Source organism: uncultured Dysosmobacter sp. (genome assembly GCF_947631165.1).
GTDB lineage: Bacteria > Bacillota > Clostridia > Oscillospirales > Oscillospiraceae > Oscillibacter.
On sequence record NZ_CANRKH010000011.1, the window covers coordinates 48,966 to 69,226 of the forward strand.

General features: G+C 62.8%; 18 protein-coding genes. 6 read left to right on the forward strand and 12 right to left on the reverse strand.

Translation table 11 applies throughout. The features are described from left to right. Window positions 1-140 precede the first annotated feature (140 nt). The 4 genes from Q0Z69_RS07240 to Q0Z69_RS07255 all read right to left on the reverse strand — a co-directional run bounded on the left by Q0Z69_RS07240 (window position 141) and on the right by Q0Z69_RS07255 (window position 4,293). Entirely contained in the window at window positions 141-842 is a 702-nt protein-coding gene (locus tag Q0Z69_RS07240; RefSeq protein WP_298031434.1) for a cysteine hydrolase family protein, read from the reverse strand. A gap of 14 nt (window positions 843-856) precedes the next feature. Next, the gene (locus tag Q0Z69_RS07245) at window positions 857-1,678 is read right to left on the reverse strand and encodes a putative RNA methyltransferase (protein WP_298031437.1); all 822 of its coding nucleotides are present in this window, start codon (window positions 1,676-1,678) and stop codon (window positions 857-859) included. Next, window positions 1,675-3,066, reverse strand: a complete 1,392-nt coding sequence (locus Q0Z69_RS07250) for an MATE family efflux transporter (protein ID WP_298031440.1) — start codon at window positions 3,064-3,066, stop codon at window positions 1,675-1,677. The genes Q0Z69_RS07245 and Q0Z69_RS07250 overlap by 4 nt, the downstream gene beginning before the upstream one ends. A gap of 93 nt (window positions 3,067-3,159) precedes the next feature. Further along, complete coding sequence (locus tag Q0Z69_RS07255) at window positions 3,160-4,293, reverse strand: cysteine desulfurase family protein (protein WP_298031443.1); 1,134 nt, start codon at window positions 4,291-4,293, stop codon at window positions 3,160-3,162. Window positions 4,294-4,473: 180 nt separating this feature from the next. Between Q0Z69_RS07255 and Q0Z69_RS07260 the strand changes: the two genes are divergently transcribed. From Q0Z69_RS07260 to Q0Z69_RS07275, 4 genes are read left to right on the forward strand one after another with little or no spacing between them, the layout of a single operon-like run. Continuing rightward, window positions 4,474-4,665 (forward strand): hypothetical protein, encoded by a 192-nt coding sequence (locus Q0Z69_RS07260; protein WP_298031447.1) that lies wholly within the window; start codon window positions 4,474-4,476, stop codon window positions 4,663-4,665. Further along, window positions 4,662-5,948: a tRNA (N(6)-L-threonylcarbamoyladenosine(37)-C(2))-methylthiotransferase MtaB gene (gene mtaB / locus Q0Z69_RS07265; RefSeq protein ID WP_298031451.1), complete on the forward strand. Its 1,287-nt coding sequence runs from the start codon at window positions 4,662-4,664 to the stop codon at window positions 5,946-5,948. The genes Q0Z69_RS07260 and mtaB overlap by 4 nt, the downstream gene beginning before the upstream one ends. 4 nt (window positions 5,949-5,952) lie before the next feature. Then, window positions 5,953-6,528, forward strand: coding sequence for a 5'-deoxynucleotidase (gene yfbR / locus Q0Z69_RS07270; protein WP_298031454.1), 576 nt, complete (start codon window positions 5,953-5,955; stop codon window positions 6,526-6,528). A 33-nt stretch (window positions 6,529-6,561) separates the two neighbouring features. Beyond that, window positions 6,562-7,347, forward strand: a complete 786-nt coding sequence (locus tag Q0Z69_RS07275; protein ID WP_298031457.1) for a hypothetical protein — start codon at window positions 6,562-6,564, stop codon at window positions 7,345-7,347. Between the two features lie 54 nt (window positions 7,348-7,401). On the opposite strand, the gene brnQ is transcribed toward Q0Z69_RS07275, so the two are convergent. The 4 genes from brnQ to thyA all read right to left on the reverse strand — a co-directional run bounded on the left by brnQ (window position 7,402) and on the right by thyA (window position 12,469). Further along, window positions 7,402-8,751, reverse strand: coding sequence for a branched-chain amino acid transport system II carrier protein (gene brnQ / locus Q0Z69_RS07280; protein ID WP_298031458.1), 1,350 nt, complete (start codon window positions 8,749-8,751; stop codon window positions 7,402-7,404). 22 nt (window positions 8,752-8,773) lie between these two features. Continuing rightward, complete coding sequence (recG, locus tag Q0Z69_RS07285; RefSeq protein ID WP_298031460.1) at window positions 8,774-10,822, reverse strand: ATP-dependent DNA helicase RecG; 2,049 nt, start codon at window positions 10,820-10,822, stop codon at window positions 8,774-8,776. A 283-nt stretch (window positions 10,823-11,105) separates the two neighbouring features. Beyond that, window positions 11,106-11,603, reverse strand: coding sequence for a dihydrofolate reductase (locus Q0Z69_RS07290; protein ID WP_298031462.1), 498 nt, complete (start codon window positions 11,601-11,603; stop codon window positions 11,106-11,108). Window positions 11,604-11,638: 35 nt separating this feature from the next. After that, the gene (gene thyA / locus Q0Z69_RS07295) at window positions 11,639-12,469 is read right to left on the reverse strand and encodes a thymidylate synthase (RefSeq protein ID WP_298031476.1); all 831 of its coding nucleotides are present in this window, start codon (window positions 12,467-12,469) and stop codon (window positions 11,639-11,641) included. 259 nt (window positions 12,470-12,728) lie between these two features. Here thyA and Q0Z69_RS07300 point away from each other — a divergent pair, with 259 nt between their 5' ends. Both Q0Z69_RS07300 and Q0Z69_RS07305 read left to right on the forward strand, forming a co-directional pair. Next, window positions 12,729-13,577 carry an AraC family transcriptional regulator gene (locus Q0Z69_RS07300; protein ID WP_298031479.1) on the forward strand — a complete coding sequence of 283 codons (849 nt, stop codon included), beginning with the start codon at window positions 12,729-12,731 and terminating at the stop codon, window positions 13,575-13,577. Between the two features lie 86 nt (window positions 13,578-13,663). After that, window positions 13,664-15,016, forward strand: coding sequence for an MATE family efflux transporter (locus tag Q0Z69_RS07305; protein WP_298031482.1), 1,353 nt, complete (start codon window positions 13,664-13,666; stop codon window positions 15,014-15,016). 33 nt (window positions 15,017-15,049) lie between these two features. Here the strand turns inward: Q0Z69_RS07305 and Q0Z69_RS07310 are convergent, their stop codons facing one another. The 4 genes from Q0Z69_RS07310 to Q0Z69_RS07325 all read right to left on the reverse strand — a co-directional run bounded on the left by Q0Z69_RS07310 (window position 15,050) and on the right by Q0Z69_RS07325 (window position 20,253). Beyond that, the gene (locus Q0Z69_RS07310) at window positions 15,050-15,934 is read right to left on the reverse strand and encodes an AraC family transcriptional regulator (RefSeq protein ID WP_298031483.1); all 885 of its coding nucleotides are present in this window, start codon (window positions 15,932-15,934) and stop codon (window positions 15,050-15,052) included. A gap of 372 nt (window positions 15,935-16,306) precedes the next feature. Continuing rightward, window positions 16,307-17,485, reverse strand: a complete 1,179-nt coding sequence (locus Q0Z69_RS07315) for an iron-containing alcohol dehydrogenase (RefSeq protein ID WP_298031485.1) — start codon at window positions 17,483-17,485, stop codon at window positions 16,307-16,309. Between the two features lie 122 nt (window positions 17,486-17,607). Further along, window positions 17,608-18,579 (reverse strand): D-2-hydroxyacid dehydrogenase, encoded by a 972-nt coding sequence (locus tag Q0Z69_RS07320; RefSeq protein ID WP_298031487.1) that lies wholly within the window; start codon window positions 18,577-18,579, stop codon window positions 17,608-17,610. Window positions 18,580-18,657: 78 nt separating this feature from the next. Beyond that, window positions 18,658-20,253, reverse strand: a complete 1,596-nt coding sequence (locus tag Q0Z69_RS07325) for an FAD-dependent protein (RefSeq protein ID WP_367272256.1) — start codon at window positions 20,251-20,253, stop codon at window positions 18,658-18,660. Window positions 20,254-20,261: the final 8 nt, after the last annotated feature.

Below are 20,261 nucleotides of genomic sequence, written 5' to 3' on the forward strand. Positions count from 1 at the left end.
CTCTCCCATCCGGCGTTTCTCCCCTATTGGTACAGGTTCTATATCAGCCGCCGCTGGGGCAGCATTGAAAGGAACTGGCCGGAAGCCGGCCAGTTCCTTTCAATGCTTTTGAAACTTGCGGAAATCCCTCGTTGTCAACGTTACCACAGATCCGTCCAGCCGGTGCCCTCTCCAAAAGTCTGGAACGGCTCCGGAACATCATCGCTCTCCAGCATCCCCGCCCGGATGGCGGCGGAGACATCCGGCACGGTGTCCGGGCCATAGTCCAGGAAGGCGGCGCTGTCCATCAGGATGGCGCCTGCCCGCTCCATGTCCTCCAGATTGACCCGCTGGATCTCCTCCGTCTGAGAGGAGCAGCAGTCCGTCAGAACCACCGTGTTGTACTCCAGAGCGATGGCGTCATAGCAGGTGGTGCGGACGCAGTTGGGGGTCGTGGTTCCCGCCAGGATGACGGTGCGGACGTCCAGCCGCCGCAGAATCAGGTCCAGCTCCGTCTGGAAAAAGGCGCTCCACCGGGGCTTGATGATGGTGTAGTCCCCCGGCTGGGGCCGCAGGCCCTCCGGCGCCTGGGCGCTGTTGAAACCGGCGGAAGCAGGCATGCAGGCCCGGCCTCCGGCCAGCCACCCGGCGTGGCGGGTCAGCTCCACGTCGCTGCCGTCGGAGCGGTAGATACGCTTGACGAAAAACACCGGGATGCCCTTGCTCCGGGCTGTCTCCACTGCCTGGACGCAGGCGGGGACGGTGGACTGGGCAAAGCGGATGCAGTGGCCGCCTTTGGGGTCCACAAAGCCGTTTTCCATGTCGATGACGATGAGGGCGGAGCGGGTTGGATTGGGTCTCATGGCGATTCCTCCAGTCACAGTTTGCGAAAGATGTGGATGCGGAAGGCGATGCGGGCCGTCAGGGTCTCCAGCGATGCCAGCCTTTCCGCTCCGGCCCTGGGCGTTTTCCAGTAGTAAGGCGTCATCTGGAACAGGGCGTGGATGTCCGCCTGGCTTTCCAGCGTGATGGTGTCCTCCACCGGGACGATGGCCTCATAGGCGAAGCCCTCATAGGGCGTCTCCTTTTCCTCGTTGGGATAGGGCCGGTCGTACAGCACCTGCTTCAGCTCCCACAGGTGGTCCGCCGCCGGGACCACGTAGAGGAAGGTCCCGGCGGGCTTCAAAACCCGCCGGAACTCCTCCAGGGCCAGGGGCGAGAAGCAGTTCAGCAGGGTGTCCACGCTCCCGTCTGCCAGGGGCAGGTGGTAGGAGGATGCCACGGCGAACTCCACGCCCCGCTCCCGTTTGGCGGCCAGCCGCAGGATGGCCTTGGAGATATCGGTCCCCACCATCCGGGGCGCTTTTCCGGCGCTCTGCAATGCCTGATAGATGCCGGCAGTGTAGTAGCCCTCGCCGCAGCCGGTGTCCAGGATCGCGGGGCCATTGCCGGAACGGGCCAGGACCTCACGGCAAAGAGCTTCCAGCAGCGGCGCGTAATAGCCCTTGGACAGGAACGCCCGCCGGGCCTGGGCCATGCCCTTGTCGTCGCCGGGGGCGGCGGAGTGTTTTTGATTGGGGGGCAGGAGATAGATGTAGCCTTCTTTGGCGATGTCATAGCTGTGACCTGCCGGACAGCGGCAGGCATGTTCCCCCCGGTCCAGCGGTCCGCCGCAGACAGGACATCGAAACAGGCTCATAAGGCACTTCCTTTGGTGACGTCGTTGATCCATCTGCCGCTGTTGATGCGCCAGATGCAGATGGGCACTTTTAAAATGCTCTCCACTTGCATAGCGATGGCGATGGGCCAGCAGCCCGTCTTCAGCACCAAAGCCGCCAGAGCCGTCAGCGGCAGACCGGCCAGCCACTGGGGAGCCAGATCCAAAACGGTGCTCCAGGTCACGTCGCCGCCGGCCCGCAGCACGCCGGTGATGGCGGAAATGCCGCAGGCGTGGAGGGGGATGGAGGCGAAGCCCGTCACCGCCAGGGCCGTGGCGATGGCGGCGGACTGGCCGAACAGCTTGAAGAGCGGGAACACCACCGGCACAAACAGCAGCGGCACCAGCAGCAGGGAGACGACGGCCAGCCCCGCGCCCACCAGGATGGTAAAGCGGAGCAGGGCTTGGCTCAAGGCCTGCACCTGGGCGCGAGCCTGTCCCTCGCCGATGGCCTTGCCCACGATCACCGCCGTGGCGGCGCCCAGGCCGAAGCACACCACCAGGAACAGGCGGTTCAGATTGCCCATGACGGCGTTGGCCGCCAGCATCTCCACAGAATTGTCCGTGTAGCCCAAAATGACCGTCAGCAGGGAATTGCCCAGGCCCCAGGCGGCCTCGTTGAGGACCACGGGGGAGGCGTATTTCACAAAGCGGCGGGCCATGGCCAGTCCCGGCCGCAGCAGGCAGCTCAGCTTGAAGGGGACGGTTTTGCTGTGGACGGCATAGACGGCGCAGATGACGAACTCAGAGATCCGGGCCAGCAGCGTGGCGATGGCCGCACCGGCTACTCCCAGAGCGGGGAAGCCGCCGTGGCCGAAGATCAGCAGATAGTTCAGCCCCGTGTTCACCAGTGTGGAAAAGCCGAAGAGCTTCATGCCGAAGGTGGGATTTTCCACACTGCGCTGGGCGCTGGCGTAGATGGAGGAGAGCATGTTGAACACGTAAGAAAAGCCGATAACCCGCAGATAGGGCGCGCCCAGCAGGCTCAGGTCGTGGCGGTTGCTCAGCAGGTCCATCACCTGCACCGGGAACAGGGCAAAGACAACGGCCAGCGCCAGCGTGATGCCGGAGCCGATCAAGGCGGCCACGCCGATGGCCCGGTTGATGTTGTCCGTGTCCCCCTTGCCCCAGTATTGGCTCACCAGGATGCCCAGGCCGCTCTGCACGCCGAACACGATGCTGAGCAGCAGAAATACCGGCACATTGGCGGTGGTAACGGCGGCCATTTCCTCATTGCCCAGCTGGCTCACCATGAAAGTGTCGATCAGTCCCAGGGAGAAGGTGATGAGATTTTGCAGGATCATCGGCAGAGACAGCTTCCACAGCCGACGGTAAAAGCCGGGTTCCCGGCAGAAAAAGTTGTTTTTCATAATACCATTTCTCTTAATTAGAAAGTAGGAATTGAGATAAAAGATAGGAGATATTTTTATCTTCTGCCTCTTCACTCTTATCTCTTCACTTTTTCACAGCATGGGCATCCGGGTGTCGTGATGATGCCGTAAGGCGGCGGCGCAGGCGTCGATGTCCGCCTTGCCGGTCTCCGGGCCGAAGCTCAGGCGGATGACGCTGCCAGCCGTCCGCTTGGGCAGATCCAGCGCCGCCACCACATGGCTGGGCCTGCCCTGATGGCAGGCGGAACCGGCGGAGACGCAGATGCCCTGGCCGCTCAGGTCGTTGACGATGTTTTGACTGGGCCAGCCCGTCAGAGCCACGGACAAAATGTGGGGCGCGGCGCCGCTGCCGATGACCGTGAGATCCGGGATGGCGGAGAGCGTTTCCACCGCATAGGCCTTGATGTCCGCCATGCGGGCCAGCTTGTCCGCCAGATGGTCGGTCCGCAGCTCCACGGCCTTGGCAAAGCCCGCGATCTGGGCCGTGGCCTCGGTGCCGGAGCGGAGGCCGCCCTCCTGTCCGCCTCCCGCCAGCAGAGGCCGGGGATTGCGGACCCGAGGGCCGATATACAGCGCGCCGATGCCCTTGGGACCGCCGATCTTGTGAGCGGAGAGGGTGATGAAGTCCGCCCCCAGGCTCTTGGCGGCGAAGGGGACTTTCAAAAAGCCCTGCACCGCGTCAGTGTGGAGCAGGGTCTTGGGATTTTTCACCGTCAGGCCCCGGGCGATGTCCGCGATGGGGTAGACGTTCCCCAGCTCGTTGTTCACCATCATCACGGAAACCAGCGCTGTGTCGGGCCGCACGGCGGAGAGCACCTGCTCCGCCGTGATGCCGCCATTCCCGTCAGGGGCGATATAGGTCACTTCATAGCCCTGCTTTTCCATCCACTTGCAGGCCTCCAGCACGGCGTTGTGCTCCACCGCCGTGGTGACGATGTGCTTGCCCAGATGGCGGTTCTGCCAGCAGGCCGCCTGGATGGCCCAGTTGTCGCCCTCGGTGCCGCAGGAGGTGAAAAACAGCTGCTTCGCCTCGCAGCCCAGGGAGCCCGCCACGGTTTTCCGCCAGTCCTCGACCTTTTTTTTCATGTCCAGGCCCAACTGATACTGGGAGCTGGGATTGCCGAACTGCTCCGTCAGTACGGCATACATGGCGTCGGCCACCTCCTTTGGAACCGGCGTGGTGGCGGCGTGGTCTAAGTAGATCATAGAAAACTCCTTTCATGGGCTTGCCCAATGGAGAAAAAATCGCTATAATAAAAACGCGTTCAATCATTATATACCATTCTTGAACAAAGGGCAACACAGTTTTTCCAGCTGCTCCGGCGGTTGGAACACGGCCCTGCGGGGATGGCGGGGGCGCATCCAAGATCTCAATGGAGGAACGATATGAAACGAAAAACGCTGCTGGCGCTGCTGGCTGCCGTGATCCTGCTGGCTGCGGGGCTGTTCACGGAGAACTGGATCTTCTATCTGCTGAACGGCTTCCTCGCTCTGGGGATCTCCCTGTACTGGGTTCGGAAACGGTGGGCCCGGCGGGGCGGGACCACGAGCGATATCGTGAAGGACCAACTGTTATGAGAGTAGCCATCTACACCTTGGGCTGCAAGGTGAACCAATATGAGACCCAGGCCATGGAGCAGCTCCTTCGGGCCAGGGGCCATCAGATCGTGGACTTTGGCGGCGAGGCGGACGTTTATGTGGTGAATTCCTGCTCCGTCACGGCAGTCAGCGACCAGAAGTCCCGGCAGGCCATCCACCGGGTCCGCCGGGAGCACCCGGTGGCGGTGGTGGCCCTGTGCGGCTGTTATCCCCAGACCCACGCTGATGATGTGCGGGGGCTGGACGTGGACCTGATCGCCGGCACCGGCGACCGGGCCGGCTTCCTGGACCTGCTGGAACAGGCCGCAGCGGAAAAGCGGCGCATCGAGGCCATCGACCAGTCCTTTGACCGCCGGACCTTTGAGGTCCTGCCCGCCGGTGGGCAGGACCGCCGCACCCGAGCCATGCTGAAGGTGGAAGACGGATGCGTCAATTTCTGTACCTACTGCATCATCCCATACGCCCGGGGGCCGGTGCGGTCCCTGCCGCTGGAGACGGCGGCGGAGCAGGCCGCACGATTGAAGAGGGACGGCTACCGGGAGATCGTGCTGACGGGCATCGAGATCTCCTCCTGGGGCCGGGACCTGAAAACCGGCCAGACCCTCATCGACCTGATGGAGGCTGTCTGCGCCGCCGCTCCCGGCGTTCGGATCCGGCTGGGCAGTTTGGAGCCCCGGACCGTCACCGAGGACTTCTGCCGCCGCGCCGCAGCCCTGCCGGACCTGTGCCCCCAGTTCCACCTGTCTATGCAGAGCGGCTGCGACGAGACCCTGAAACGGATGAACCGCAAGTACGATACCGCCAGATTTGCACAGTCTGTTGCACTTTTAAATCAATATTTTGAACATCCTGCCGTTACTACCGACCTCATTACCGGCTTTCCGGAGGAGACGGAGGAGGAGTTCAGCCAAACTCTGGCGTTCATTCGGGACTGCCGGTTTGCCCAGATGCACATCTTTCCCTACTCCATCCGCCCCGGCACGCCGGCGGCAAAGATGGCCCAGATTCCCAAAGCCATCAAGGAGGAGCGGGCGAAGCGGGCCGCGGCGGCGGCGGCGGAGATGCATCGGGAGTATCTGTCCGCCTGTGTGGGCAGGACCTATCCCGTTTTGTTCGAGCAGCCAAAGAACGGCAGATTCTCCGGCCACGCCCCCAATTATATGGAGGTGCTGGCGGCGGGAGAGGACCTGCACAACACCGTGAAGCCCGTCCGGATCACGGAGACCGACGGGGAAGTTCTGTATGGAGAGATCGAGGAGTAAGCTGATGAAGAGCCACTTTTTTGCCTACATTTCCCGGATGCGGTTCATCCAGCGCTGGGCGCTGATGCGGAACACCGCCCAGGAGAACGTCCAGGAGCACAGCCATCAGGTGGCCGTCCTGGCCCACGCTCTGGCGGTGATCCGCAATGAAAAATTCGGCGGCGGTGCGGACCCCGGAACCGTGGCGGCGGCGGCGCTGTACCACGATGCCAGTGAGATCCTGACCGGTGACATGCCGACCCCTATCAAATATGACAACCCTGCCATCCAGACTGCCTATAAGCAGGTAGAGGCCGTGGCGGAGCGGAAGCTGCTGCACATGCTGCCGGAGGAGCTGCAGCGGGCCTACGCCCCGGTTTTGACCGACGTGGACCCGGAGACAGAGCGGCTGGTGAAGGCGGCGGATAAGCTCTCCGCCTATATCAAGTGCGTGGAGGAGCTGAAAGCCGGGAATACGGAGTTCCGGGAGGCCGCCGCCCAGACCCGCAGGGCGCTGGAGGGCTATGGCCTGCCGGAGGTGTCGTATTTTCTGGAGACCTTCATGGACAGCTTCTCTCTGACCCTGGACGAATTGAAATGACCCCGCCTGACGGGGGAGAAAGAGGTGCGTGAAATGGAACAGGCCCATAAAAAAATGATCGTGCAGGTGACCGCGGCGGTGCTGGTGCTTCTGCTGTCCCTGCTGGCGGCATCGAAGGCCGCGTCGCCGGAATTCCATCAGGGGACCCTGGCGGCGCTGGACGAGAAGCGGGCCACGGTCATGGAGCTGACCGCCGCCTCTACTGCCGCCTCTGCCGCCATCACGCTTCTACCGGGGGACACGGCGACCCCTATTGCCGACAAGCTGGCGGACCTCAGCGGCTATTTTCTGCTGGTCCTCTGCGCCATCTATCTGGAAAAATATCTGGTGACCATCACCGGCTGTGCGGCGTTCCAGATCCTGATCCCGCTGGCCTGCATGCTGTGGATCGTCTATGCCGTTTTCCGGCGGGATGCCTGCAGGCGCGCGGCGGTGAAGCTGCTGGCCTTCGGCCTGGCCATTTTCCTGGTGATCCCAGCCAGTGTGGGGGTGTCCAATCTCATTGAAAACACCTATGCCGCCTCCATCCAGAGCACCATCGACTCGGCGAAGAAGTCCACGGACCTGATCGAAGAGGACAGCGCCGCTCAGGAGCCGGAGGATTCCGGCCTGCTGTCCGGCCTGCTCTCCCAGGCCGGCAAGGCCAAGGACGCCATTACCGGCGTGGGGGAGAAGGTGGAGCAGGTCCTGAACAACTTCATCGAGGCCCTGGCGGTGATGCTGGTGACCTCCTGCGTCATCCCCATCCTGGTGCTGCTGTTCTTCCTGTGGATCACGAAGCTGCTGCTGGGGGCTGACCTGTCCCGGCGGGAGCGCTGAGGAGAAAACGGGACGCAAGTCAAAACCTCCGGCTCAGCCGGAGGTTTTGACTGATTATGCGGCCTTTTTCCCAAAGGTGTGCAGAAGCAGGCCCACGGCCAGACCGGCACAGGCGGGGAGGACCCAGCCCATGCCGATGGGGAAGAAGGGCAGGAACTTCTCGGCGGGAGCCAGCAGAAGCTCCGCGTGCAGCACGTCCCTGGCACCCGTGGGCAGGGCTTTCACAAAGTCCAGAATGGCGGCCAGGGCGGTGGGGACGATGACCGCGATAAAGACCCGGCGGTCATAGCCGAACCAGTGGCCGCACAGGCACAGCAGGATCAGCGTGATGGTCAGGGGATACAGGAACATCAGCACCGGCAGGGACAGCTCGATGATCCGGCTGAGGCCGAAGTTGGCGATGCCGAAGGAGAACAGGCAGAACAGGATGGCCCAGGCCCGATAACCCATGGACCTGGGGAACAGCTCCACAAAGGTGGACGCGCAGGAGGTGATGAGGCCGATGGCAGTCTTCATGCAGGCGAAGGTGACGGTGATCCCCAGCAGCACGCCGCCGAAGGCGCCAAAGTAATGGGTACCCACCCGGTAGAGCACCTCGCCGCCGTCGGCGCACAGGCCGTACACCGCCCGGGACTGAGCGCCCACCACCGTCAGCAGGCAGTAGATGGCGGCCATCAGCAGTGTGCTGAAGAAGCCGGCTTTCACCGTGCCGGCGGCGATGGCTCCGGGGGAGCGGACCCCAAGGTCCCGGATGGCGTTGATGAGCACGATGCCGAAGGCCAGGGCCGCCAGGGCGTCCAGGGTGTTGTAGCCCTCCAGAAAGCCTTGGAAGAAGCTCATGGAGGCATAGGGACCCACCGGCTCCGAAGCGGAGACGGCCCCCATGGGACGCAGCAGGGCCGTGATGGTCAGGATGCCCAGAAACAGCAGGAACAGGGGATTCAGGATCTTGCCCACCCAGGTCATGATGCCGGAGGGCCGCAGGGAGAAGAACAGCACCGCCGCAAAGAACAGCGCCGAGAACAGGCACAGCACCAGCTTGGAGCGCTCCGCCGGGATCAGGGGCAGGATGCCCACGGAGAAGGACACCGTGGCGGTACGGGGAATGGCGAACAGGGGCCCGATGGAGAGATACAGCAGGCAGGTGAAAAAATAGCTGTATGGCCGTCCTACCCTGCAGCCCATCTCAAAGAGGCCCTCGCTGCGGGAGATGCCTATGGCGGCCACGCCCAGCAGGGGCAGGCCCACGCCGGTGAGGCAGAAGCCGATGACGGCGGGCCACAGGGCCGCGCCTGCCTGTTGGCCCATCAGGGCTGGGAAGATCAGATTGCCCGCACCGAAAAACATGCCAAACAGCATGGAGGAGAGAAAAACATATTCTTTGGCCGTCAGTTTGTGGTCCATGGTGTGTGCTCCTTTGTTTCGCTCAATTCAGCGTGTCTTCATTTTGGGTAAACAGCTCTGCAATCCGCTCCGCGGTGGCGGGGCAGCGCTTCAGTTCCGGGTCTGCCGCCAGCAGGGTCTCTGCCGCCGCCTGGGCCTCCTTCAAAAGCTGGGTATCACAGCCGATATCGGCGATCCGCAGCCCCGGCAATCCGTGCTGCCGCTGGCCGAAAAAGTCGCCGGGACCCCGCAGACGCAGATCCTCCTCTGCAATCTTAAAGCCGTCGGTGGTCCTGGTCATGACCTTCAGCCGCTGCCGGGTCTCCTCGCTGCGGTTGTCGGAGATGAGGATGCAGTAGGACTGGTGCTTGCCCCGGCCCACCCGGCCCCGGAGCTGGTGGAGCTGGCTCAGGCCGAAGCGCTCCGCGTTCTCGATCACCATCACCGCCGCGTTGGGCACGTCGACCCCCACCTCGATGACGGTGGTGGATACCAGAATGTCTGTCTCATGGGCGGCAAAGGCTGTCATCACCGCGTCCTTCTCCTTTGGCTTCATCCTGCCGTGGACGAAGGCTACCTTCAAATCGGGAAACACTTGAGTTTGCAGCATGCTGGCGTATTCCGTCACGGCCTTCCGCTCGTCGGGCAGCTCGTCGTTTCCCTCCACCATGGGGCAGACGATATAGGCCTGCCGGCCCTCCGCCGCCAGCTTGCGGATAAAATTGTAGATCCGGGGGTGGTAGCTGCCGGGAACGGCGTAAGTCTCGATGGGCCGCCGTCCCGGAGGGAGCTGGTCAATGATGGAGACCTCCAGGTCGCCGTACAGGATCAGCGCCAGGGTCCGGGGAATGGGGGTCGCGGACATGACCAGGGTGTGGGGATGCTCCCCTTTGCCCGCCAGGGCTGCCCGCTGGGCCACGCCGAAACGGTGCTGTTCATCCGTCACCACCAGACCGAGATCGGCGTATTCCATGCCGCCGGTGATGAGGGCGTGGGTCCCGATGGCGAAGTCGATCTCCCCCGCCGCCAGCTGGGCGGCGATGGACCGTTTCGTTTTCATCGGGGTCGAGCCGGTCAGCAGGGCGCAGCGTATACCGAGATTTTCCATCAGCGGGGCCAGTCCCGCATAATGCTGCTGGGCCAGGATCTCCGTAGGGGCCATCAGGGCTGCCTGACGGCCGTTTTTTACCGCGAAATAGATGCAGGCGGCTGCCACCATGGTCTTGCCGGAGCCCACATCGCCCTGACACAGCCGGTTCATGGGGGTCCCGGACCGCATGTCCGCCAGGGCCTCGTCCACACACCGCTGCTGGGCGCTTGTCAGGGTAAAAGGCAGGATGCTGTAAAACGCATCCATATCCACTGCCTTGCAGGGGGGGACATGGACAACCTCCCGCCGCTGCCGCAGCCGCTTCAGGCCGATGGTGAACAAAAACAGCTCCTCAAAGGCCAGCCGCCGCCGGGCGATGTCCAGGGCCTCGGCGGACTCGGGAAAATGGATGTTCTCGTAAGCGTAATTGATCCGGCACAGGTGGCGTTCCTGCCGCACATCGTCCGGCAGCACGTCCGGCAGGATATCGGCGCAGGCGTCCAGACCCTGGCGGATGGACCGGGACAGGACCAGCTGGCTGACGCCGGCGGTGAGGGGGTAGATGGGCACGATGCGCCCGGTGAACTCCCCCCGGCCCTCCCGCTCCACGATGGGGCTGGCCATGGTCTTGCGGAGAAGGTTCCCCTCCGCCCGGCCATAGAACACATAGGTCTCCCCCTGGGCCAGCTGGTTTTTCAGCCAAGTCTGGTTGAAAAAGGTCACGTCCAGCACGCCGCTCTCATCCACGGCCCGGACCTTTACCAGGTCCATGCCCTTTCGGATATGGGACACCGTGGGCGGGGATGCGATCATAGCTGCCACGCAGGCATACTCGCCGGGGACCAGGTCCGCGATGCGCCGGACCTGGGTGCGGTCGTCATATTTTCGGGGAAACCAGGAGATCAGGTCCCGCAGCGTGGCGATGCCCAGTTTGCCCAGGGCTTTGGCCCGCTGCTCGCCGATACCTTTGATATATCGCACGTCTGTGGACAGGTCCGCCATGAGAGCTCCCCCTTTCTTGCATCTCCAACATACGCATGATACCATGACTGGCGGAAAAAAACAAGGAAACTTCGGCGGCCTGGGGGATCTGCTTCCCTGGAGGGGGCGGAGAGGCGCTGGGCGAGTCTGCGGCCTCGCAGGTCTTACGGGATGTTTCCCAGCGCACAGCAGCCAGGGAACATGGATCTCTATTTTTCGCGCTGTGGTGTGAACGCTGTAAGGCTTGGAACATATAAAAAGTGCCCGCCGGGAAAATTTCCGGCGGGCACTTTTGCATACTATATTAAATCTTTGTATTGATATAATCCACAAAACGATAGGTAAATCCATTTTCTGTGATCGGCTCACCGGTCTGCTCCACCTCCCAGCCCGGCAGCTTATCCAGGTTGGGGAAGTAGGTGTCGGATTCCTCCACCTGGGTCTCGACCCGGGTGAGGTAGACCCGTTCGCACCGGCTCAGAAGTGTGGCGTATACGCTGCCGCCGCCAATGATCCACAGCTTGTTGGGATCCTCGCTCTCCGTCATCTTCAGGGCTTCCTCAGTGCTGAACGCAACCTCGGCGCCCTCCCGGGAGAAGTCCGTGTTGTGGGTTATCACGATATTCCGCCGGTTGGGCAGGGGCCTTCCGCCGGGAAAGGACTCAAAGGTCTTGCGGCCCATGACAACGGTGCCGCCTGTGGTCATGGTACGGAAGCGCTTCATGTCCGTGGGCAGGGAGAACAGCAGCCCCCCCTCCAGGCCGATGGCCCAATTCTGATCGACGACGACGATGGCATTCATGTTTCTGTCTCTCCTTCCAAAGCAAATCACAGGCGTCAGACCGCCACGGGGATCTTGTGGGCGAAGGGGGCGGGATCATAGCCCTCCAACCGGAAGTGGTCCTTGGTAAACTGGTAGAAATCTGTCACGGAGGGGTCCATCCACAGCTGGGGGGCCGCCTTGGGCTGCTGGCAGATCAGCTCTTCCACCATGGGGACATGGCGGTCATAGATGTGGCAGTCGGCAATGACGTGGACCAGCTCTCCGGGAACCAGGCCGCTGACCTGGGCGAACATATGCACCAGCAGGGCGTACTGCACCACGTTCCAGTTGCCCGCGGCCAGCATGTCCTGGCTGCGCTGGTTCAAAATGGCGTTCAGCACATTGCCGGAGACGTTGAAGGTCATAGAGTAGGCGCAGGGGGCCAGGTGCATCTCGCTGAGGTCGTGGTGGTTGAAGAGGTTGGTCAGGATGCGGCGGCTGGCGGGATTCTCCCGCAGGTCCTTCAAGACCCGGTCCACCTGGTCCATATCGCCGTCGGCGTAGTGGTGCTTCACGCCCATCTGATATCCGTAGGCCTTGCCGATGGAGCCGGTCTCGTCGGCCCACTGGTCCCAAACGTGGGAGCTGAGATCATGGATGTTATTGGACTTCTTCTGCCAGATCCACAGCAGCTCATCCAGGGCAGACTTCCAATAGGTGCGGCGGATGGTGAGGATGGGGAATTCCTCCCGCAGGTCATAGCGGTTGATCACACCGAATTTTTTGATGGTGTGGGCGGGGCTTCCGTCCTCCCAGCGGGGGCGGACCTCCCGGTCGGTGTCCCAGACGCCGTTTTCCAGAATATCCCGGCAGGTCTGGATGAAGATGTCATCGGCGCGGCTCATGCGGATTCCTCCCTTGATATCATATTTTGCCTTTACTGAAGGTAGTATACCAAATCCGGCGGCAGTTTGGTAGAGGGAATCTTACGGACTTTTACCCAAACTATTAAAAAAAATTTGCATGGTTTTGGAGGAATTTCTGATTGTGCATCTGTAAAATGTGCGGTAAGATGGGCGTATTGAAAAAGCGGCTCCGGACGGCGGCGCCAAATTACGACTTACAGAGCCGGCAAGAGACCGACGACAGAGAGGGGGACCTGATATGCTGGATCGCAGCGAGGTGGGCAAGCGGGGCTATCTGAATGAGGATTTCCGCCTGTTCCACCTGAAGGACAGCCGCGCGCAGAAGCTGGATTACCACTACCACGAGTTCGATAAGCTGATCCTGCTGCTGAACGGCAAGGTCACCTATGTGGTGGAGGGCGTCACCTATTTTCTCCAGCCCTGGGACGTGCTGCTGGTACAGCACAACATGATCCACCGGCCCATCATCGACCCGTCGGAGCCGTATGAGCGGGTCGTGATCTGGCTGGGCCGGGATTGGCTGGAGCAGCGGAGCGACCCGGGCGCGGCGCTGGACACCTGCTTTGACACCGCGCGCCAGCGGGGCTTCCACCTGCTGCGGACGGACGGAGAACGGCGGCTCCAATATATGCAGGTCATCCAGCGGCTGGAGGACGCGCTGCGCTCCACGGAGTTCGGGGCGGGCCGCATGGCGGATACCCTGTGCCAGCAGCTTTTGATCGCCGTCAACCGGGACCTGCTGCGCTCCCGCACCGCCGCGGAGGCGCAGGATAGCTACCGGATGGACCCGAAGATGGAGGAGATCCTGCAATACATCACCCAGAATCTGGATGGAGAGCTGTCGGTGGACGCGCTGGCGAAGCGGTTTTACCTGAGCCGGTACTATCTGATGCACCGGTTCAAGGCCGTCACCGGCTACACGGTCCACCAGTATATCAGTCAGAAGCGCCTGGTATGGGCGGGAGAGCTCATCCGCTCCGGCGTGCCGGTGATGAAGGCCGCCGAGCAGGCGGGCTTTCGGGAGTACTCCACCTTTCTCCGGGCTTTTCAGAATACCTTTCACATCAGTCCCCGTGAATTTCGGTAATACGATTTCCTGATAAAACGATTTGATCGTTTTACCAGGGATTTGTATAAGTAGACCAACGCGCGGAAAAAGGAAGCAGAAACAACATGGAAACCAAGCAGATCAACGTGGAATTTACAAAACAGGACCTGCGGCGGCTGATCGTGCCGCTGGTCATTGAGCAGCTGCTGGCCATCACGGTGGGCCTGTTTGACTCCGTGATGGTGTCCCAGGTGGGGGAGGCGGCTATCTCCGCCGTGTCGCTGGTGGATACCGTCAATGTGCTGATGGTCAACGCCTTTTCAGCGTTGGCCACCGGCGGCGCCGTCATCGCGGGCCAGTACCTGGGCCGGCGGGAGATGGACAAGGCGGGCCATTCCGGCGCCCAGCTCCTGCTGTTTATGGTGGAGGTCTCGCTGCTGGTCATGCTCCTGTTCTATCTGGGCAAGGGTTTTGTGCTGCATGTGGTGTTCGGACAGGTAGAGGCGGATGTGGCGGCTTACGCGGACACCTATTACATGATCGTAGAGGCGTCCACGCCCTTCCTGGCCATTTACAGCGCCGGAGCAGCCCTGTTCCGGGTCATGGGCAACTCCAAGATCTCCATGTGGGTGTCCCTGGGCATGAACATCATCAATGTGGTGGGCAACGCTATTTTGATCTTCATCGTCCGCATGGGCGTGGAGGGCGTGGCCATTCCCACGCTGGTGTCCCGGGCGGCGGCGGCCGCCGCCATGGTGGCGCTGCTGCGGCGGATGCCCGGACTTCCTTTGCGGATCGAGCGGTTCACCCTGCACCATGACCGCTATGTGGTGCGGAACATTCTGCGCTTCGGCGTGCCCAACGGCCTGGAGAGCAGCATGTTCCAGCTGGGGAAGATCCTGCTGCTCTCCACCGTTGCCGTGCTGGGCACCGCGTCGGTGGCGGCCAATGCCATCGGCAATACGGTGACCTCCTTCCAGTGCGTGGCGGGCAACGCCCTGGGCCTTGCCATGGTGACGGTGGTCTCCCGCTGCGTGGGCGCCGGAAGCTATGAAAAGGCCCGGTATTACGCCTGGAAGCTGCTGAAGGCCACATACCTCTATATGGATATCTGCATCATCGCCATCTGCGCGGCGCTTCCCCTCATCCTGAAGCTGTACAACGTGTCCGATCAGGCGGCGGAATACGCCCGCATCATCATTCTGATGCACGGCGGGGCCGCCATGCTCCTGTGGCCCCTGTCCTTCACCCTGCCCCAGGCCCTCCGGGCGGCGGGGGACACCCGGTTCACCATGGTGGTCTCCACGGTCTCCATGTGGACGCTGCGGGTCGGCCTGGGCGTTTTGCTGGGCCGGTTCTGGGGCTTCGGCGTGCTGGGCATCTGGATGGCCATGTTTGCCGACTGGCTGCTGCGGGTCGCCTTTTTCCTCCCCCGGTTCCGCGGCCGTAAGTGGGAGACCATGAGCATTCGGGAATAACAAAAACGCCTTTCGAAGAGAAAGGCGTTTTTGTTATGGCGGGGGCGGCTCCCCACGGTTTCGATAGGCGGCGCGGAACTCCCGGGGCGGCATCCCCACATGCTTGGAAAATTGCAGGGTAAAATAGTTCTGGGTCTCGTAGCCCACCATTTCCGCGATGCGGGCAATGGGCAGATCCGTGGAGATCAGCAGGCTCTGGGCCTCGCCGATGCGGCGGCGCAGCAGATACTGCATGGGAGAGTAGCCGCTGACCTCCTTGAACAAATGGGCCAGGTAGTAGGGGCTGGCGTGAAGGGCGGTCCCCAGATCCTGCAGGGTCAGCGGCTCCTGAAAATGCTGGTCGATATACTCCTTGACCTGACTGCCCAGAGAGGAGGGATCCGGATTTGCCGGTCCCCGCAGGGATACGGTGCCGGAGATGGTCAGGACCCGGTCCAGCAGGGCCAGCATCAGCCGGTGGCAGAAGGCCTCGCAGTCCGGCCGGTCGGCGGTGAGATAGCGGTACATCATGTCGTACAGCGCCCTAAGGTCCGGCAGCTCGTCTCCCACGGGATAGACCACCGGGGAGTCCTCTGCCACCAGGGCGTTCTCCCGCAGGCCCGGCAGCCGCAGGCCGCTGACGGCGATGCAGCAGCAGCCAAAGGGATCGCCGGACAGCTCATCGTGGACCACGCCGCTGTTGATGACCAACAGATCCCCTGCCTTCACGTCATAAGTGGCGCCGCCAATCAGGAAGCGGGCCTGGCCCTCCTCGATCAAAAGCACTTCCGTCCAGTCCGGGTGGGCGTGAAGCAGCCAGGGATAGGCCTGGTCGGACCGCTGCCGGCGGCTGACGTACAGCAGCCGGGGCATGGTCTCCTGGGTAAATGCGGGCCGGTAGGCCCGTTTGACATAGCATTGGCCCCTTGGCTCCTGCATAGGCAGATCCTCCTTTTGTGCCGCTCCCGCAGCGGGAGACAGCAAGATATTATAAAAGCGGCGGCCTGCCAACCCGGCGGCCAGCCGGGTTGGCAGCGGCTGAAAGTCCTGTGCTCAGGGCATAGTGGCAAAAAATATCACAAAATTTTTGACAAAACTGACAACGAAGCGCGGCACAGAACTTCGCAAGAACGTGAATGTCTTTCCCGCTCCGCTGTGATATGATACAGACAACATCAAGAAAGAAGGAGGTGCCCCACATGTTGTATACACTCGTTTCCATTCTCGTGCTGGGCGGTGCCATGTACCTGGATCGCTGATCTGCGGCATAGAGAGACCAAGCGGCTTCCGAAAGGGGGCCGCTTTTTTGCGTCAGACCGCCAGATGCAGGATGGCCTGCATCTCCTCCGGACCGATCCGCACAAAGCCGCCGAAGGGGAAGCCGCCCGGCTTTTCCGCCCGGTGAGCGGCCATGGCGGGGATGTCCTCCTCCTTTGCTCCGATCTCGGCCAGCGTGGTGGGCATCCCCAGCGTGCGGAAGAAGGCCCGCAGGCGGGCGACGCCTTCCCGGGCGGTGCGCTCTGGACAGGCATAGTCCATCTCGCAGCCGAACACATTGACGGCGAACCGGGCGAAGCGCATGGGGTCATGGGGCAGCACGTATTCCATCCAGGCGGGCATCACCACCGCCAGGCCCGCCCCGTGGGCGCAGTCGTAAAAGGCGGACAGCTCGTGCTCGATCTGGTGGCTGGCCCAGTCCTGGTCACGGCCCACGCCGCAGGAGTTGTTGTGGGCCAGCATCCCCGCCCACATCAGGTCCGCCCGGGCGGCGTAGTCGTCAGGCGCGGCGACAGCCTTGGGCGCGGCGTCCACAATGGTTTTCAGCAGAGCTTCGCACAGCCGGTCCGTCAGGGCCACGTCGGGAGTGTTGGAGAAGTAGCGTTCGCAGATATGGGCCAGCATATCCACCGCGCCGCTGGCGGTCTGGTAGGCGGGCAGGGAGCAGGTGAGCCGGGGGTCCAGCACGGCGAACTTGGGCCGGATGACGTCAGTTTTGGGGCAGCCCCATTTTAAATTTCCCTTCTCTTGGGTTATGACGGCGCTGCTGCTGCCCTCACTGCCCGCGGCGGCGATGGTCAGCACCACGCCCACCGGCAGGGTCGTTTCGATTTTCACCTTGCCGGTGTAGAAGTCCCAGAAATCGCCGTCGTAGCCCGCGCCGAAGCCGATGGCCTTGGCAGTGTCGATGACGCTGCCGCCGCCCAGGGCCAGCAGGAAGTCGCAGCCCTCCCGGCGGACCAGCTCGATGCCCTCATAGACCTTGCCGCTGCGGGGATTGGCCTGGATGCCGCTCAGCTCCGTCCAGGGGATGCCCGCCTTTGCCAGGGAGGCGGTAACGGCGTCGTAAGCGCCGTTGCGCTTCACGGAGCCGCTGCCGTAGACCAGCAGGACCTTTGTGCCGCCGAACCGCCGCACCAGCGCACCGGTGTTTTTTTCCTCTCCGTCGCCGAAGGCGAACAAAGTGGGAGAGTAGAAAGTGAAATTGTTCATAAAAACCTCCATCTTTTTGAGAATTAGGAGTTAGGAATTCGCCTTTGGCGGAATGATCTCCATTTGTCCGGCAAAGCCGGACACTGAAATTTCTAATTCTTCATTTCTAATTCCTGCCTATTTCAGTATCCGAGCTTTCGGTTCACCAGTCCCCGCAGAGGCCGTCCGGCGGCATAGTTTGCAAGGTCGGCGCAGAACATCTCCACGTTGGTGTCGCAGGTGTAGCCCAGCGTCATGTTGCCGGAGACGTGAGGGGTCAGGATCAGGTTCCTGGCGTTCCATAGGGGATGCTCTTTGGGCAGCGGCTCCGGGTCCATCACGTCCAGGGCCGCGCCCGCCAGCCTTCCGGCGTTCAGGGCCTCCATCAGCGGCTCCTGGTCGATGGCGCTGCCCCGGCCCACGTTGATGACATAGGCGCTGGCGGGCAGAAGGGCGATGCGCGCCCGGTCCAGGAGGTGGAAGGTGCCGGACGTGCCGGGCAGGGCCATGACCAGGATGCTGGCCGTGGGCAGCACTTCGTCCAGCCGGGAGATGGGATAGACCGTATCAAAGGCCGGATGGGGCCGTCCGCTGCGGCTGAGGCCGGTGATCTTCGCCGCGCCCATGCCCCGCATCCGCTCCGCCACGTTGACACCGATGTTGCCGGTGCCGAGGATCGTGAACTCGTTGTCTCGGATGGAGCGGACGGCAAGCTGGTTGGACCAGCTTTTGGCCCGGATCACTTCTTCATACTCCGGCATCCGCCGCAGCAGCATCAGGGTCACCATCACCACATGCTCGGCGATGGTCACGCCATAGACATTGGAGTTGGTCAGCAGACAGTCGGGATTGGCGAAGATGGACGGGTCTTTGCAGTAGGGGTCCACTCCGGCGAAGGAGCAGCAGTACCACTTCAGTCCAGCGGGGGCAGTCCGCAGCAGCTCCGGGGAGTGGGCATACAGCACCTCGCAGTGCTGGAGGCAGTCTTTGGCCTCCTCAAACTGGTCCAGGGTGAAAAAGTGGGGAACGAATCCCGCCGCCCCGGCGGCTTTTTCGATCTGTGCCCTGTGGGCGTCCGTCAGAAATTCCAGATAAATGCAGATGTCTCGGCTCATAACAAGAGATCTCCTTGGTTTATGATGATATTGGTTTATAGATATGTGATATTTGGACAGGGCGGTCTGCCCGGGCTGTCAAGTGTCCGCCAGCTGCCTGCACACCGCTTCGGCGCACCGCATGCCGTCCGCGGCGGCGGAGAGGATGCCGCCGGCGTATCCCGCGCCCTCGCCGCAGGGGTAGAGGCCCCGGACGGGGGACTGGTATGTTTCGTCTCGGGGAATGCGCACCGGTGAGGAGCTGCGGCTCTCCACAGCGGTAAGCACCGCGTCAGGGTGGTCATAGCCCCGCAGCTTCCGGCCCAGAATGGGCAGGGCCTCCGCCATGGCGTCCGCCACGAACCCGGGCAGACATCGGCGCAGGTCTGTCCAGACAACGCCGGGGCGGTAGCTGGGCCGCACCCGGCCCGGTCCGGTGGAGGGCCGGTGTGCCAAAAAGTCCCCGACCCGCTGAGCGGGGGCGCGGTAACCGCCGCCTCCCGCCTGATAGGCGGCTTCCTCCAGCCGCCGCTGGAAGGCGACGCCCGCCAGGGGGCCGTCTCCGCCGAAGTCCTCCGGCGTCACATTGATCAGCAGCGCGCCATTGATATTCTCCCGGTCCCGGGCGAACTCGCTCATGCCGTTGGTGACCACGCGGTCCGCTTCCGACGCGGCGGCCACCACTTGACCGCCGGGACAGACGCAGAAGGAGAAGGCGGAGCGCCCGCTGGGCAGGTGGCAGGACAGCTTATAAGTGGACGCCGGCAGGCCGGGGTGTCCGGCGAACCGCTTGTACTGGGCCGCGTCACAGTCCGACTGCCGGTGCTCGATGCGGACGCCCACGGCAAAGGGCTTGGCTTCCATGGGGACGCCCCGGGCGTACAGCATCTCAAAGGTGTCTCGGGCGGAGTGACCGGGGCAGAGGATCAGATGGCGGCAGGGCAGGGGATAGGGGCCGCCAGGGCCGGAGACCGTAATGCCTGCCAGTTGTCCGCCCCGGATGTCCAGGTCCGTCAGTTGGCTCTCAAAACGGATATCCGCGCCCAGATCCAGCAGCTCCCGGCGGAGACGCTGTAGGGTGATATGCAGATAGTCCGTCCCCACATGGGGCTTGGCGTCGATCAGGATGTCCTCCGGTGCGCCGTGGGAGACCAGTGTTTCCAAAATGAAGCGGTGGCGGATGTCCTTGGTGCCGGTGTTCAGCTTTCCGTCGGAAAAGGCCCCGGCGCCGCCCTCGCCGAACTGGACATTGCTGGCGGGGTCCAGCGCTCCTGTGGACCAAAACCGCTCTACATCGGCCTGCCGCCGCTCTACGGGGCGCCCCCGCTCCAGCAGGATGGGCCGCAGCCCCGCCTTTGCCAGCACCAGGGCCGCGAACAGCCCCGCCGGCCCGGCGCCCACCACCACCGGAGGCGTTTCCGGCGCGGGCAGGGGAGCGGGCAGCAGGTAGCCGGGCTTCCGCTCCATCCGGCAGACTTTTTTGCTGCGGCAGCGCTTCAAAACGGCGGCCTCGTCTTTCACGGCCGCCTCTACGGTATAGACCAGGGCCGCGTCCTCCCGGGCGTCCACGCTGCGGCGCAGGATGCGGAGGGACAGCAGATCCTTTTCCCGCACTTTCAGGATGCGGGCGGCCTCCGCTGCCAGCGCCGCCATATCGCTGCCGGGGGCCAGTTTGATAGTTTCGATCTTCAGCAAGGCCGTTG